This window comes from Pseudundibacterium arcticum (assembly GCF_042646465.1).
Lineage (GTDB): Bacteria > Pseudomonadota > Gammaproteobacteria > Burkholderiales > Burkholderiaceae_D > Undibacterium_A > Undibacterium_A arcticum.
Map to the genome: position 1 here is coordinate 1 of NZ_JBHRTP010000020.1, position 14785 is coordinate 14785.

A 14785-nucleotide genomic window follows, 5' to 3' on the forward strand; every position below is an offset into this window, starting at 1 on the left:
TTCGGCGGCTCTGGCGATCGTGCTTTGGCCCATCTGGTTGCTCCTTATTGTTGATCGGACCGCGGAATCACTTTCTATCCGCAGATACGCAAACTATTTACACGCCCCGATGCGTCTCGATCCATTCGCGCAACGCATTGTTCATCCTGGCCCGCCCCCTTCGTCGGCGCTCTTGAGCGCCTCGACCACATCGGCGTTGTTTCCGCCCGACGACGCTGTCTTCAAACGTGAGTTCGACGATCGGACTGATGATCTGGATCCACTGCGACCGAGATTGCGAAACAGGGGCGCCGCAATGGGCGTTGCGATGGACGTTACCAACGAAGAGCAGGTCGATCAAGGCATTGCGGCTGCAGTCACTGCTTACGCCGGCATTGATATTCTCATCAGCAATGCGGCATCAAGTCCGCAATCACGACCTTGGCGCCTTCCTGCGCATATTCGCATGCCATTTCCTTGCCAATGCCGCTGGCAGCGCCGGTGATCTCGTGCCTTTACTTGAATAACATGCAATTCCTTTATTTTCGAGTGGCAAGATAATCGTGAGCGACCGTGCCCAATGGTAAAGTAAGGTCTGCAAGCACATGCACCGCCGACAAAATTTCCAACACCGGCAGGTCCGCAATGGGCGCGAGCGCATGGGGATTGAGCTCCAAGGCGCCAGGCCCGCTCCACGCGCCCTTGATCGTGATTTCGGACAAGCTATATTGCACCAGTTCACAGATGCGCGGCGTGCCATCGACGTGCGGAATGATTTTCAACAGGTAGCTGGGCGTTCCCATCGATTTTCTGACCGCCTCGGGATCGAGCGTTTTATGCTTGTAGCCCATGGTTCCGGTTGCAATCCGGTAGTCGCTGTAATCCAGGGTGCCGATCAGCGTGTCTTTATGCACGCGCAACTCCGGCTCACCCAATTTTTTCGGAAAGCCCCATAACTCGCGGCCGGCTGCAATCGGCGGATGATCGTTCAGATACATGCTATGGACGTATCCGCCTGCCACGCCATCCAGGGTCACCGGAATCACTTGTCCGGCTTCGCAGTAATGGCCGAAGCCGGTCGAATCCGGCATGTTGATGAACTCGAATTTGACAATCGGCTCCACCAGTTTGAGCGGCGCCGGAATCAGCTTTTGCAGTTTATCCGGGTCGGTGCGGTAGGTGATGATGAGATATTCGCGGTCAACAAACCGGTATGGTCCGGGAGGAAACGCGGGGTTATGAAACGGCATTGCAAATGCATTGCGGCGGATCTCATCTTCAGTCATGTTTTTCCTTTTTTAACGAGTAAGCCAACGGTCTGTCGGGTGCAGGGTCATTTCGCGTATGATTGCCAGCGGCCACGGCGCTCGCCGGCGTATTGAATTTCCCGAAAGAGGACCCAACCGACAAACCGTGCTGGTGCTGCATGGGGGCTGAGCTCTCGACGCAAATCAAGCCGGAATTTATGAAGAACTGTCAGCGCAGAATACACACATCGACTGGATGGTAGGAACGTCGATCGGCGCGATCAATGGCGCCATTATCGCCGGAAATCCGCCGCAGCATCACGTCCGCAAATTGCGCGAATTTTGGGACCTGGTCGGACAAACGGCTCCGTTCCTCTTTTCATTCGCAATGTTTGGCGCCTTTTTTCGCCGACTTGAAAATTCCGGACGTACGATGGAGACGGTCATCAAAGGAATACCCGGGTTTTTCAAGACGCGCAACCGCAAGGTCATGGATCTCAGTCAGGCAATTCCGATTGCCGATGCCGGCTTTCAGCGGCGCACTGCCGCCAGGTTTTCCGCCGGTCGAAATCGATGGAAGATTTTATTGGGACGGCGGGATCGTGAGTAACAGTCCCATGGACATTGTTCTGGATGGTGCGACGCGGCGCGGACCAGACCAAAGCAAGGACATCGACTTTTCCATCACTGCGCTGGCAGAACGATGGAGCGCCGGCCAGGCCGATATCAAACGCGCACTGCATCACAAGAGCTGGGTAAAACCCTTGCCCCCTCACGTCGGCACGGTTTTGCACGAATTCGTGCATGGTGAAACATCGCCTGTGCGCCTCAGCGTCGACTCCCCCGCAGCATCGTGACGCCGCCAAGCCCAGCTGCGGATGCGTTATCCGCATCGCGGTCACTTCTGCACGGTCCCGGACAGCAGGATGCGAACGCCGGTCGCTGCTTTCAATCGGCTAGGCCTTTAATCACCGTCGCGATACCTGAAAAGTGGAAGCGCGCGGTACTAGCGACGAGAGAGTTTCTTGCGGCGCCAACCAACCCAACCTAACGCCAGTCATGGCGCTTCCTTGTGAGCCGTAGAGGTAAATTCTGCGTCGGCCATAAAATCAGATTCATCCGGGTTTTCTGTGGGTCATTGAAACCGGATACAGGTCAAGTCCGCCACAGTGGAAGTAGACAGCGATCTTGAAGTTGTCACGGTTTCTGAACCCGCAGGCGCGTTTTTGTACGGTTGCAATTTTGGAGTTCAATCCTTCTGCTACAGCGTTGGTTATACGATGTTTGAAATACGTCAATATATTGGGCAGGTGTCTTTCAATCAGTTTGGCCTTTTCAATCATGGGCGCCAAACGACTGTGTGTCGCCCAGAAATACCAGCGCTGCCAGAAACGTTTAGCCCAGCCCATGCTGTGGTAACTCCACATTTCCCGCAGCGACTCCTTCAACGCCCAAGCACGCGCAGTCTTCAGATTGCCGTGCTTGATCTGGTCAAATTTATCGCGCGCAGCAACCGGCATGTTTTCGGCGTTGTACAACCACAAATATTTGCTGCGCGTGAGCGTGTTGTCGCCCTGTTCCAGCAGAGCTTTGTGCTCCTGCTTGCGTACACGGTCAACACCGTTACCCACATGTTGCATGATGTGAAAGCGATCAAACACCATCTTCGTTTCCGCTTGCGGCACTTGCGCTTTGCAGGCATTGATATAGGCGGGCCACATGTCCAGGCTGATGGCTTCAATCTTGGCGCGCTGCTCTTGGCTGAAGGCCGTGAAGTAGGCTGCCAGGCTTTCTTCTGTACGGCCTTCGCCAATATATTGAACCGTCGCAGCGTCCAGATCGCATACCAACGTCATGTACTGATGTCCTTTCGCAATCGCCTTCTCATCAATACCAATTTTCCTTGGCAGCGCCGATTCTTTGCCCGCACGCCCTCGCAATACCGCTCGCTCCATCAGGTGCCACGCCTGGTCCCAGCTGATGCGCAGGATTTGCGCAGCACGCTTGACGTTGGCTGCTTGCAGCAGATCAATCGCCAACACCTCAAACAAATGCGTAAACCGGCTTCCTTCTTCCGCCCACGGCAAGCGCGCCTGCCGCACGCCATGCTCCGGGCACGAGATACGAGGCGGACTGGCGTGCAAGTAGGTCAGAAACTGGCAACTATCCAGGTGTCGCCATACCCGCGTCGCCAGGTGATCGTAGACCCCATACTCTTGCCCGCATTCCGGACACGCAAAGCGCGTCCCGTTTGGGTGTCCAACGTACACCTCCACATGTTGCTTGGCCATGTCCAGATCAACTCGCTCTACCGTCCATGGCTCGCTCAACCCGAGCAAATGGCGGTACAAATCTTTGCTTTCCATCGCGCTCCTCCTTGGCTAAACCTGCGCGATAGCGTACCTCTGAACCCACAGAGAAGTCTGAACAACCTAAAATCAAAAGAAGGCAGTCATCGCCGTGACCATCCCGATTGCTGCTGCGGCCACAGAGCCCCAAAGCAGCCACCGCCGTTTGGTCAACACGGTAATGGCTGCCAGTGCAATTGCTATCTGGATGAACGTCAATGCGAGAGCCAAGCGCTCATGGGGTTTAAGCTTTGCTTCGGATTCTTCTCCCAGTTTGCGGGATTCCGCCTGCAGCTTCTGAGCCTCGGCCTGAACTTCAGCTTTCTCTTTTTCCTCTTTTGCCTTGTCGGCCAAAAACCGTGCCTTGACTTCCGGTGTATTAGATAAGGCAGCGACTGCATCGTCAAGGTGGCCCTTTATCGATTTCGCTTGGTAGAACGCCCACTGGTCCGAAGCTTCCGCTTGTTTCAATATGCTTTGGTTTTTGAGGAACATCGCTTCGTTCTGCGCACTCCCGCTTTGGTAGCTAATTAACGCACCGATAGTGGCAAGAACAGCGGTCATCAATGCGATTTTTTGCGTTAATCCATCCCGCTTTTTTTCAACAGCTTCTTCAAACTCATGTTCGTGCGGGCTTGGCACTTCGTATTCTTCTTCCATGGGGCTGCCTCTAAAAAGCGGGAAATCGGAGCGTACAGTAGTAGCAGAAAAGAATATCACGCACCGTGCGCCACATCCCGGGGTCATCTCCGGCCTATGTCTCAAATGACGTTCGATGGATGGAATGCCAAAAAAATGGCTCCTTTTTCGGAGCCATTTTTTCAGTCATGCGGAGTACAGATGATATCCGCTGTGAATCTCATCGGAGCGCGTGTGTGACGGCTTTTACTGCATGCCTTGCCATCGTCGGCGTGGTAGCCCGTGGATTTGGTATCGGTTTCCGTCCTGTCTGCGCCAGCCTTGGTCTTGCCGTAATACTTGGTGTTTTGGCAATGATAAACTTTGCTGCTGGTGTTCACCCAAGCTTGCCCCCTATAGGTCGGAGGCTAGTTTTCCAGCACGCGCCATAGTGAGGTCTTTACCTGTATATAATTTACGGCAAGTCAAGACAAGGCTGGCGGAGCTTCACCTGATAACGCAGCTGCAGCAATGAGCACCCCAAGCAAAACGAAGGATTCCAGGCGGAGAATGAAAACAAGGCGATGCATCGCGACAGGTAACGGGATTGCCCTCGAATCTGGCGTTACTACTGCGGGAAAGCCAATAAATCGGTTAAACGCGCCGAGCCCGACTGCCAAAGCGACAAGCCACAACTTGATGGTAAGCGCGCGTCCGTAGGCATTTCCAGACAGGTTGTCCAAACTCCCGAGCCCCCGATATGCGTTATACGCGCCAGTTGCTGCGATGCCGACCAACGCAATGGTCGCTGAACGCGATAGCGCATTCAGAAACCCGGTCGTAGCGCGCCATTCAACTTTTTGGGAAATTTCAGGCCACGGCAATACCATCCATCCTGAAACCATGACTCCACCGGCCCATAGACCAATCAAAAGCAAGTGCAACCATTCCAACCATACATCCACTTCGAACATCCCGTTGTGGACCGCGTGGCTAACGATTGCGCGCGTAAACGCAAAAATCAATAGAAGCGCTGCGACCACCGAATCGTAGGTGCGCCGGTCATGCAATTTGTCACGAGCAAGGTATGCGCAACCAATCCCCAGCAGCGTGACCAGTCCGCACAGTCCGGCGCGTCCATAATGAGTCATGGTCAACATCGTCCAAAGTGCGTCACGCGCATCCCAAAGGGGCGAGTCGTTCATTACTGCTGTTGCCGCCCAGAGCGTACAGAAACTGCTCGTGATACAAATGCCTGCGGCGGCAAGCACGGAGACATCAAGCCGGCGCATCGCTTTATCACACCAACTCATCGAGCAATTTCTTAAACAATTACGTGCAAAAAATGCTCCCGTCATCCAAGCCAAACTTGCATTCAAGAGCACGGTGGACGTCCCTTGAAACAGCGAAACCGTGGTCATTCACTTTACCGTGAAGTTGTACTCGCCTTTTATGCGGTGGCCGTCTTGCCCCACTACAGCCCAGTGCACGCCATAGGTACCTTGTTTTAAACTTGGTAGGTCAAGCCTTAGTATGGAAGGCTTGACTGAGTCTAGATGTGACGTGGCTGCACCAATGTTTTGGCCGGCGCTAGTGGTAACCTTCACCGAACTGAATGCGCCTTCGAGCTTTTCGTTGAAATGCAGGGAAATTTCCCGCGGAGGAGATTCGAGCGTCGCTCCGGAAGCAGGGGTGGCGTTTTGAAGTTTTGCATGTGCCCAAGCAACCTCGCTTACAAAAGCCATCCCGGCAACTAGCGCAGTGAGAAGGAGTCTGTGCAACCGATTCATGGAATACTCTCTTTGGTGAATAATGGTCGTGCCCGCACGACTTGCGAACATTAACCTGAAGCCTTTGCTGGAGGCGCCAGTTTAACTGCTTTGGCGTTAACGTGCGTTATCTCGGTACCCGTCTTTACTTTTGGGCTTAACCCGCAGTCTCGCGGGCAATTCCGGACCGAACAGTGGTTCGCCCGACTCATTTATATTCGCGCATCTAAATAGTCGGGAGATAATCAACAGAGGTTTAACAATAATAGGAAATGTATGCCAACTTCACGCCGAATAATCTTCATTCCCCTTGCTCTCACGGGAGCAGTATTGCTTCTGTTTGCTGCCTACACCTGGATATCGCTCCATTGGTCCTACTCGAACGGCGAACGAGCTGGCTACATGCAAAAGTTCTCAAAAAAAGGATGGCTTTGCAAGACCTGGGAAGGAGAATTATTGCTGACTACAGTGCCCGGCGCTGTGCCCGAAAAATTCATATTCACAGTCCGTGATGACGCTGTTGCCCAGCAACTACTTGCGAACGCTGGGAACCGTGTGGTGCTTACTTATGCCCAGCACAAAGGTGTGCCTACATCGTGTCTCGGCGAGACCGAATACTTCATCGAGAAGGTGCAGGTAGTTCAATAATCGCTTATGCGCCAACCATCCCGCCGGGGAAAAAGCCGGAACCTGTTGGCGCCAACGCATTTTCGCTTAGGCGCGGGAATTTCGTTGACGCAGGCACATGGCTTACAAACTGTTGCCAGCACTGGGATTGGTAGGCTTTGGCAAGGGTTAGTTTAGTTTCGGCATTTAGGTCAATTCGCTACCGGCGCTAACAGCTGGACGAGCAGCAGCATGCCGCTGCGATTGTGTGGGTGACCGACGCCACCTGCCCTGAAATGTCTTCCAAAACACTTTTTCGGTAGGCTTATGCGACCGACGCCACCCGAACGCCTTGTTGGGGTCGCGTCCCATCGGGTGCGGGTGCCCATGTCGCTCTTCGCTATCCCCATGGAAAATCATGCTTGTGCTGGTAATGCTCATCATGTGTCTGTTTATTCGCATGGGTCATCGGCACATGAGTATCCTGGTGCGTGTGCTTTTCTGTCACATGCAGCCAGATACCAGCGCCCATTAGCGCTTCTGCAAGCCAAAACCCAGTGCCCGGCGTATCGCCTGCAATATCAATGAAACTGCAGATCCTACGAACGGAGCCACAAAATAATAAGCGCCAGTTCGGGCTGTGTCCAGGTTGCGCAAGGCGAGTGCGGACAACGGGGGTGAAGCCGAAACTCAATGGCCTACCAATTCATCGGAAGTAATTGGATAGGCACGCGCAGGCCAAAATACTCGGGCGCGTAGTATCCTACCGTCCAAAATACCTATTGCGATGCTCAGACCCGGAGCTTCTTCCCGTGCCAAATATGACCTTCAGTTCTATTCCGTCAATCCGGGCCCGCCTCACGGTATTGGTTTCGGCCTGTGTTTTTCCAGCCGCGTTGATGGCTGTGATTCTCATTTCGTATGACTATCATCGGGCGCGCGAGCAACTTGTTTCCAATTCAGTGGCAACTGCTCGGACAATGGCATCCCTGGTTGACAAGGAGTTCGCGAGCGTAGAGGCAACATTGCGTGCACTTGCCACTTCGCCTTCTTTAACTGCAAACGACCTGTCCGCATTCTCTGTCCAAGTGCAGGATGTCCTCAGCAGTCAGCCAACAACATAGTGTTGGCCGCCCCGTCCGGGAAGCAGTATGTCAATACGGTTCGCCCATTCGGCGAGGCGCTCCCCCCGCACGGCAATTCTACCCAGCTGCGACGCCTTGCTGCAACCAACGGACCGGTGATTTCTGAGCTGTTTGTAGGGGGCGTAAGCGATAAACCGATAATTGCTATCGGGATTCCTGTCCGTCGGAATGGCAAGCACATCTATAACCTGAGCGCAGGCATTTCCCCGGGCTTGTTGGCGAACCTCTTAGCGCAGCAACATCTTCCTCCGGGCTGGATTGGGGCAATATTAGACGGTAGCGGTACCATCATCGCCCGAACGCACGAAATGAAACGGTTTCTCGGAACAAAAGGCACACCCGACTTACTCCGAGGGATGGCCGAAGATAGCGAAGGCGCAGTTGATGCCATTACAAAAGAAGGAATATCTGTATTGGCGGTCTTTAGCCGCTCTACCGTGTCAAATTGGACGGTTGCGATAGGTATTCCAGCCAAAGATTTGACTGCTGAATTACACAAAACGCTTGGTTGGCTGATCTTGGCCACTATCGCTTTGCTTGCGAGCAGCCTTGGTTTGACGTGGCTGATTGGCGGAAAAATCGCACAATCAGTCCGAGGGTTGACGGAACCAGCACTTGCTTTAGGTTCGGGCAAAGACGTAGTCATTCCTCCGTTTCATGTGAGAGAGGCAGACGAAGTCGGCAAGGCCCTTCTAAAAGCGTCCGAAATGCTGCGGCACGCTCAGCATCAGGCAAACCATGATGTTCTAACGGGACTTGCTAATCGGGCGTTATTCAAGGAAATCTTGAATCAGCAGCTGTCCGTTTGCGAAAGAAATGGCACGCATCTGTCCGTTCTCTATATTGACCTTGACGGGTTCAAGACCATCAATGACCAACACGGTCATGCAACCGGAGACCGATTGTTGCAAGAGGTCGCCAAGCGACTTAAAGCGGGAATCAGAGAATCAGACGTTGCTGCACGATTGGGAGGCGATGAGTTCGCTGTTGTTCTCGTAGGGGCATGTGGGGAAACAGCAATGAAGGTTGCGGAAAAATTAGTCGAAACGGTCTCCGCGCCATACGCAATTGACCATGCTACGGTCAACATTACCGCCAGCATCGGGGTTGCAGCGTATCCCGAGTGCGGTGGCAGAAGCAAAGATTTGCTCCGTCTCGCCGATGGTGCAATGTATCAAGCCAAGAAAGCGGGGAAACGGCGGGTCATGTCCGCCACCACATCGTCACCAATCCAAGGATAGCAAGCCGTTACTGGTGCGGTAGACTTCTCCAAATCGGACGTTCAAGCCTGGATCGAACTCGAGGTCAAGATATTGATTCGCGGCTCGTTGACCTGCTCCCCCGTCACTAGTACGGAAGTGTTTATTGGGGTACGGTCACGGTAAGCGGTAAGCAGACGGCGTTATTGACGTTACCCACTCTGACCTCCGTCCACTGCTTGCAAAGTAGGATCGGTGTGTATAACATACGATCGGTTGCTAGTTGCAAGTGGATAGGAGCACCCTGGAATGACGCTGACCCTCTATGCTCACCCGTTCGCCTCATACTGCTGGAAGGCGATGATTGCGCTTTACGAGAACGACACACCGTTCACGTTCCACGTGGTTGACCTTGGCGATGCGGCCTCGGCGGCTGAGCTTGAACGGCTATGGCCGTTCAAGAAGTTTCCTGTCCTAGTTGATGGCGAGAAGTCGGTAATCGAGTCCACGATCATAATCGAATATCTGGACCTGCATCATCCGGGTTCGGCACGGCTGGTCCCGGTTGATGCGGCGGCTGCGCTCGATGTGCGGTTCGCCGATCGCTTTTTCGACAACTATGTTCACACTCCGATGCAGGCGATCGTCTCCGACGCGCTGCGCGGAGAGAAACGCGACGCCGATGCGGTGGCACGTGCTCGCGCGAACCTCGACACGGCGTATGCCTGGCTAGAGCGCCGGATGGAGAACCGCGAATGGGTGGCCGGTGATAGTTTCAGCCTTGCCGACTGTTCCGCGGCTCCGGCCTTGTTCTACGCGGACTGGGTTCACCCCATCGGCGATGCTTTCTCCAACGTGCGCGCCTATCGTGATCGCCTGAATGCACGGCCGTCGGTCGCACGGACAATCGATGAAGCACGTCCCTATCGCCATTTCTTTCCGCTTGGCGCTCCGGATCGCGACTAACAAGGCCCCGTGCTGCTGGTAGGCAAGGTGTCACAACCGTTCGGTTATGACACCCGCGGTCATGTCGTCAATGACCTTGCCCCTGTTTTCCGTATCCCTTAGCCGGGCACATTATTCCGCCAGCCGGACCTGACTGGCGAGCCATTTTTCCTCGAACTTCATCGGACTGAGGTAGCCCCAAGTCGAATGCAGGCCTCGATGATTGTAGAACGCGAGCCAGTCGATGACTTCGTCCATGGCGGCTCGACGAGTTTCAAATCGTCAGCCGTGAAGGTGCGAGCGGTCTTCAATGACCCCCACAGGCTTTCAGTCGAGGCGTTGTTCCAGCAATTGCCTTTGCGGCTCATGGACGAGCACATGCCGGTAAGCGGTGAGCAGACGGCGTTATTGACGTTACCGACGTTCGTCGCGTTTGTACAAGTCAGATCGCAGCGGGTTAGTAGCGAACAGCGTCTTCCACACGCGCGGCGTGAGTTGCTCGACCAGTGATGCGGGGTGCTGGCCCACGCGCTGCAAGACGTCGACCAGGTAGTCGTAAGGATCGAGATCGTGCAGGCGGCATGTCACGAGCAAGCTCTGGACGATGCCGATACGCTTGACGCCCAGTTCTGTCCAGCTGAACATCCAATTTTTGCGACCCATTGGAATAACGCGCAGCGCCCGTTCAAGGTGGTTGGTGTCGATCGCGACATCGGGATCGTCCAGGTAGACCTCCAGTCCGGCGCGTCGCTCGCGGATGTAGTTCAGCGCCTTGGTGAACGGGCTGCTGGGCAGGAAGCCTTGCGCTTCGAAATGCTTGTCGATCCATTTGAAGAAGCGTTCCGCCGCCGGCTTGGCATGCGCCTGGCGCCGGGCGCGCTTGTGCGCTCCGCTCAGTTCGTTCTTGCGAATGTGGGCTTTCGCCTCGTATAGCACGGCAATGAACGCCAGAGCCGTTTCAGCCGGCACCGGCTCGATGTCCTTTGCTTCGTACACTTCACGGCGCGCGTGCGCCCAGCACTGCGCATGCGTCAGGCCTACCTGCTTGGCGTAACTGGAATAGGCCGAGTAACCATCGCTCAGAAGCACGGCCTTGTCCGGCGGCGACAGCCCGAGCGCGTCGCGCACATGGTCACCCGCCCGGCTCGGCGAGTGCGTGAAGCAAATCTCGTCGCGTTCGCCGTATATCGGCCAGAAATAGGTGGTCTTCATCTTGCCGGGGCTCGCGCAGCCGGCCTTGATCGGCACTTCGTCCATCGCCTTGACACGGCTGGCGCGTATCGAATCGAGCTGCGCGTCGTACACTGGTTCGAGCAGCGCCACGGTCGATTGCATCAGTTGTGTCAGCCATGGCCGGCTGACCTTGACACCGGCATCGTCCAGCCGGCGGTGCTGGCGGTATAGCGGCAAGTGATAGTCGAATTTGTCGATCACCATGCCAACGACGAAGCTGACGTCGGCACGGCTGCCCTCGATCACGCCGACGGGCGCGGGCGGGCACGACAGCGCCTGCGTGTCGCTCCGCTTGATCAAGGGACGCACGTACTTGAGCACGACATAGCTGCCGGGGCGCTGCGCCAGGCGGTGCGTGACCTTCTCGCCGATCACCTCGTACTGGTCAGGCTTGAGCAGTTCCATGTCCGGGTTGGGCACAGCAATCACTTCCACCGGCACCCGCTTCTCGTCGAAGAACAGGGTCGATTCGTCGGCGCCATCGTTCGGATTTTTGGGCTTGCGTTCGCGCTCGTGGCCGGCCACCACCGTTTTCTTAGCAGGCAGCGGCGTGCCTGGAACGGCATCGAAACCGACGCCCAGCACACCTTGCACACCCTCCGGCTCCGGATGCCGCTTTTCGCTTTTCTGGCCGAAGATCTGACGCTGGAACCACGCGACCTGACGGCGCAGATTGACGATCTCGCGTTCCTGCTTGCTGACCAGATCGACCAGCTGGGAAGCCGTCAGCGCGGGCGCTTCTGCGTGCGTGGACTGGGCGGAATCGAGATGGGATGGCATGTGGAAATCGTATTTCATGCGCCCGCTTTTGTGCTGACATTTTGCAGCGCGTGAGCCGGTTTTTGATAGCGTCGCCGCACCCGTTTCGGCTCGATTCCTTCCAGCAGAAGTTTCAGACCGGTCCAATCCATTTCGCGAGTGCCCACCGTGTCCCAGTTGCTCAGCAGGCGGCCCTGTTCGAGTCGCTTTGCCCAAACGCACCAGCCGTTGCGATCGAAATACAGCTCCTTGATTTGATTGGCGCGCCGGTTGATGAAGGCAAACAGATTGCCCGATAGCGGATCGAGCTTCATCGTGTGTTTGGCCAACGCGTACAAGCCATCGTAGGACAGGCGCATGCTGACCGCCCGGCCGTACACGAACACGAGGATTTGTCCCTCTGGGAAGAACATCAGCGCCTCACGATGTGCAAGACCAGGCCATGACCCAGGTCGAGCCGAACGTCCAGCGCCGCACTGGCCGATTCGCCCTGCATCACCGGCTGCGCATCGCGCATCGGCGGCAGGACGCCAGCGTCGATGAAACTGGCCGCCTGCGCCACCGCATCGACTGGCCCGCCCAATTGACTGCGCCAGCGATAAAACGCCGCCGATGACACCCGCGAAGATGCTGCCCCCGACGATCGCCTTGTTTTCCTCCGCGGTCCCTTGCCTCGCGCACCCGCGGCGATCTTCGGCAGTGTCGCGCGTGCGAGATTGAGCGAATAGTGGCCGTCAGACCCTAGGATCAGCTGGCCGCGCGGATTGTCGCCGAACGACGTGGCCAAGACGGGGGTATAAGTGCCGGCGACGCTCGTTGCGTCCTGCGCGGCTGCGTTCCCGGTGGGCAATGCGAGTGCTGGGACCAGCAGCAAAGTGGAAACTGCGGAAAGGTTGTTTCTGTTGTTCAAGATCGTTCTCCTTCAAAAATACAGTTTCTGTGTATCGGATTCGGCGACGGATAGATTGCCCCATGCGCGGTCCAGCCATCGCCACTTGGCAATAACACGCCGCATACTCGATTTCATACTCCTCAATATGCTCGGACGACATCAGCGCCTCCTGTCATGACAAAAATAGCAACAGCAACGAATTGAGTGCCAATGTCTCAGATCGCCCCCTATCGACCGCTCGCATTTCTCAAAAACAGCCGTGCAATATGGGCTAACCGCCCTCCGGGACCACCCGAAGGGCGGGTGGTCCCGGTGAGCCCAATGTTGGGCGGCTGATTGACCCGACCTTTGCTACACGGACGCGACATACTGGTCTTTGTAACACCCTATAAGGTAGCGATAGGCACCGTCAATGGCCACGGGATCGGGATGTGCAGGTCCAGATTTATCCTCTCCATCATGCTTGGCATCGACCTGTTTGTACGGGCGAAATCTCCCATCGCGCGACGCCGCGTTTCCATCGACAGTCTTGAACAGATACCGGTTTCGACTGCCTCCGCGATGGGGATTTGCCTTGTCCGCTTGCCGGTCTTCCGAGCTGACCAAATGCCTTTCGATCATGACTGGCGTGATCGGCGTGATCGATGGACCGAAGAGCTTCGCCACCTGTGCTTCGATTTGACCGCGACTGACAGCTTGGAGGTGCTGGTTTCAGGGTGAAGCATGCTCGCAACTGCGATCCAGATCATGTCCATTTTTGTCATCTGCGGTTACCTTCCTCAACTTACCTAAGGCGCCCAACTTTAATTTGGTCGCGAGATTTTTCATGGTTATTCGTTCTTATGTCTCCATGGCCGCCGTGGATGCTTGAAACTAATAGTTGGCATTTTTAAGATACTGCCGGTTTCTATCGGACACAAAAAAACGGCAGGGGTACCCGCCGTCTATTTCTCTATAATCTCTGCCGTGCTTATGGTTTCTTGATTGCATGTTTGACGTCACCGACCGTTTTCTGTGCTTGCCCCTCGACCTGCTTCTCTAGGCCCTTGGCTTGCTGCTCTTTGCTACCGGCGACCTCGCCAACTTTTTGTTGCACCTTACCGGCCGCATCTTTGACGGCGCCTTTGACTTGATCTTTGTTCATTGCCAGCTCCTATTCAGGTTGAGAAATTTCTTATTAATTAGACTTCGGCGGTGTCCGCTCGTTCACATTTTAGAATTTCAAAAGAGCAATACGCGAGAAGCATCCAATTCGTCCTGGGAGTAAACGAACAGGTCTGAGCCCTCGCCATATATTGGCGCAGCAAGCCATTGGTGTTTTCGTTAGAACCGCGCTGCCAGGGGCTGTGCGGGTCGGCAAAGTAGATCTGCACCCCGGTGCGCGCGGTGAGTGTTTTATGGCGGTGCATTTCGCGGCCATGGGCGTAGATCATCGATTTGCGCAGCGCGGCTGGTTCGCGATTGACCGATTTGGTGGTCGCAGTATCCATCTTGGACAGCACCACGAAGCGGGGCGTGCGTTCGACCAGCGTGCCGACCGATGAGCGGTTGCCTTCGCCCTTGACCGGTCGCCCTCCCAGTGACCGGGGATGAGACGATCCTCGATCTCAGGGGGCCGGATATGGATGCTTTGCATATCGGCGATCTTGCCACGGCGATCGGTGCCACGACTGCGTGGTTTGTGCACCTGATTGTGATGGCGCAGGCAGGCGATCAGCTCACGTTTGAGTTCGCCACGCGGATGCTCGCCGCCATGGCGTTGTCGGGTACCGGCGGGGGTTCAAGTCGCCCTTGGTCCGCGCACCTCAATCGCCCATTGGCAAGTGCGACCCTTCTTTTCTTTTTAATCGCTGACACGTAAGCGGTAAGCAAACGGCGTTGTATGCGGCACGAGCCGCCGCCATCGCCAGGGTTTGCTGTTTCATTGTCGTCTGCCGTATTTGTTTTCTATGTCGCCCTTAACGCATTACCTGCGATATTGGTGCGCGGATTCAACTATGAAGTGCAACTGACGATGGAATTTAGTGGGAGTATCTGGAGGCCAA

15 protein-coding genes and 5 pseudogenes are annotated in these 14785 nt (G+C 55.5%); 7 read left to right on the plus strand and 13 right to left on the minus strand.

The window, feature by feature from the left end:
• Window positions 1-401 precede the first annotated feature (401 nt).
• Together ACFOFO_RS07465 and ACFOFO_RS07470 are read right to left on the minus strand one after the other, a co-directional pair.
• Window positions 402-485: pseudogene (locus ACFOFO_RS07465) on the minus strand (SDR family NAD(P)-dependent oxidoreductase); the annotation flags it as partial.
• A gap of 33 nt (window positions 486-518) precedes the next feature.
• Window positions 519-1265 carry an acetoacetate decarboxylase gene (locus ACFOFO_RS07470; protein ID WP_390324445.1) on the minus strand — a complete coding sequence of 249 codons (747 nt, stop codon included), beginning with the start codon at window positions 1263-1265 and terminating at the stop codon, window positions 519-521.
• 175 nt (window positions 1266-1440) lie between these two features.
• Between ACFOFO_RS07470 and ACFOFO_RS07475 the strand changes: the two are divergent.
• The 3 genes and pseudogenes from ACFOFO_RS07475 to ACFOFO_RS07485 all read left to right on the plus strand — a co-directional run.
• A pseudogene (locus ACFOFO_RS07475) lies at window positions 1441-1671 on the plus strand (patatin-like phospholipase family protein); the annotation flags it as partial.
• A gap of 88 nt (window positions 1672-1759) precedes the next feature.
• Window positions 1760-1876, plus strand: a pseudogene (locus ACFOFO_RS26580) (patatin-like phospholipase family protein); the annotation flags it as partial.
• Window positions 1856-2083: a DUF3734 domain-containing protein gene (locus tag ACFOFO_RS07485; RefSeq protein ID WP_449369368.1), complete on the plus strand. Its 228-nt coding sequence runs from the start codon at window positions 1856-1858 to the stop codon at window positions 2081-2083. The pseudogene ACFOFO_RS26580 and the gene ACFOFO_RS07485, both read left to right, overlap by 21 nt.
• Before the next feature lie 258 nt (window positions 2084-2341).
• Here ACFOFO_RS07485 and ACFOFO_RS07490 read toward each other — a convergent pair whose 3' ends face one another.
• From ACFOFO_RS07490 to copC, 4 genes are all read right to left on the minus strand, one after another.
• Window positions 2342-3592 (minus strand): ISL3 family transposase, encoded by a 1251-nt coding sequence (locus ACFOFO_RS07490; RefSeq protein ID WP_390331279.1) that lies wholly within the window; start codon window positions 3590-3592, stop codon window positions 2342-2344.
• Between the two features lie 72 nt (window positions 3593-3664).
• On the minus strand, window positions 3665-4234 hold the full coding sequence (locus ACFOFO_RS07495; RefSeq protein ID WP_390324442.1) for a DUF4337 family protein: 570 nt from the start codon (window positions 4232-4234) through the stop codon (window positions 3665-3667).
• Window positions 4235-4677: 443 nt separating this feature from the next.
• Window positions 4678-5613: a copper resistance D family protein gene (locus tag ACFOFO_RS07500; protein ID WP_390331281.1), complete on the minus strand. Its 936-nt coding sequence runs from the start codon at window positions 5611-5613 to the stop codon at window positions 4678-4680.
• Window positions 5614-5982, minus strand: coding sequence for a copper homeostasis periplasmic binding protein CopC (gene copC / locus ACFOFO_RS07505; protein ID WP_390324437.1), 369 nt, complete (start codon window positions 5980-5982; stop codon window positions 5614-5616). It lies immediately after the preceding gene.
• Window positions 5983-6237: 255 nt separating this feature from the next.
• Here copC and ACFOFO_RS07510 point away from each other — a divergent pair, with 255 nt between their 5' ends.
• The 3 genes from ACFOFO_RS07510 (at window position 6238) to ACFOFO_RS07520 (ending at window position 9877) form a co-directional block, all read left to right on the plus strand.
• Complete coding sequence (locus ACFOFO_RS07510; protein ID WP_390324435.1) at window positions 6238-6609, plus strand: hypothetical protein; 372 nt, start codon at window positions 6238-6240, stop codon at window positions 6607-6609.
• Window positions 6610-8020: 1411 nt separating this feature from the next.
• The gene (locus tag ACFOFO_RS07515; RefSeq protein ID WP_390331283.1) at window positions 8021-8953 is read left to right on the plus strand and encodes a diguanylate cyclase; all 933 of its coding nucleotides are present in this window, start codon (window positions 8021-8023) and stop codon (window positions 8951-8953) included.
• A gap of 267 nt (window positions 8954-9220) precedes the next feature.
• On the plus strand, window positions 9221-9877 hold the full coding sequence (locus tag ACFOFO_RS07520) for a glutathione S-transferase family protein (RefSeq protein WP_390324430.1): 657 nt from the start codon (window positions 9221-9223) through the stop codon (window positions 9875-9877).
• A gap of 111 nt (window positions 9878-9988) precedes the next feature.
• On the opposite strand, the pseudogene ACFOFO_RS07525 reads toward ACFOFO_RS07520, so the two are convergent.
• The 7 genes and pseudogenes from ACFOFO_RS07525 to ACFOFO_RS07555 form a co-directional block, all read right to left on the minus strand.
• Window positions 9989-10239 (minus strand): annotated as a pseudogene (locus ACFOFO_RS07525) (integrase core domain-containing protein); the annotation flags it as partial.
• 31 nt (window positions 10240-10270) lie between these two features.
• Window positions 10271-11869: an IS66 family transposase gene (gene tnpC, locus ACFOFO_RS07530; protein WP_390331286.1), complete on the minus strand. Its 1599-nt coding sequence runs from the start codon at window positions 11867-11869 to the stop codon at window positions 10271-10273.
• Window positions 11870-11883: 14 nt separating this feature from the next.
• Window positions 11884-12261, minus strand: a complete 378-nt coding sequence (gene tnpB, locus ACFOFO_RS07535; protein WP_390331284.1) for an IS66 family insertion sequence element accessory protein TnpB — start codon at window positions 12259-12261, stop codon at window positions 11884-11886.
• Window positions 12261-12758 (minus strand): hypothetical protein, encoded by a 498-nt coding sequence (locus tag ACFOFO_RS07540; protein WP_390324427.1) that lies wholly within the window; start codon window positions 12756-12758, stop codon window positions 12261-12263. The genes tnpB and ACFOFO_RS07540 overlap by 1 nt, the downstream gene beginning before the upstream one ends.
• 333 nt (window positions 12759-13091) lie before the next feature.
• Window positions 13092-13406, minus strand: coding sequence for a hypothetical protein (locus tag ACFOFO_RS07545; protein ID WP_390331285.1), 315 nt, complete (start codon window positions 13404-13406; stop codon window positions 13092-13094).
• A gap of 304 nt (window positions 13407-13710) precedes the next feature.
• Window positions 13711-13884 (minus strand): CsbD family protein, encoded by a 174-nt coding sequence (locus tag ACFOFO_RS07550; RefSeq protein WP_390324424.1) that lies wholly within the window; start codon window positions 13882-13884, stop codon window positions 13711-13713.
• Between the two features lie 98 nt (window positions 13885-13982).
• A pseudogene (locus ACFOFO_RS07555) lies at window positions 13983-14481 on the minus strand (IS30 family transposase); the annotation flags it as partial.
• On the opposite strand from ACFOFO_RS07555, the gene ACFOFO_RS07560 reads away from it, so the two are divergent.
• Window positions 14362-14601, plus strand: a complete 240-nt coding sequence (locus ACFOFO_RS07560) for a hypothetical protein (protein WP_390324422.1) — start codon at window positions 14362-14364, stop codon at window positions 14599-14601. The pseudogene ACFOFO_RS07555 and the gene ACFOFO_RS07560 overlap by 120 nt on opposite strands.
• Window positions 14602-14785: the final 184 nt, after the last annotated feature.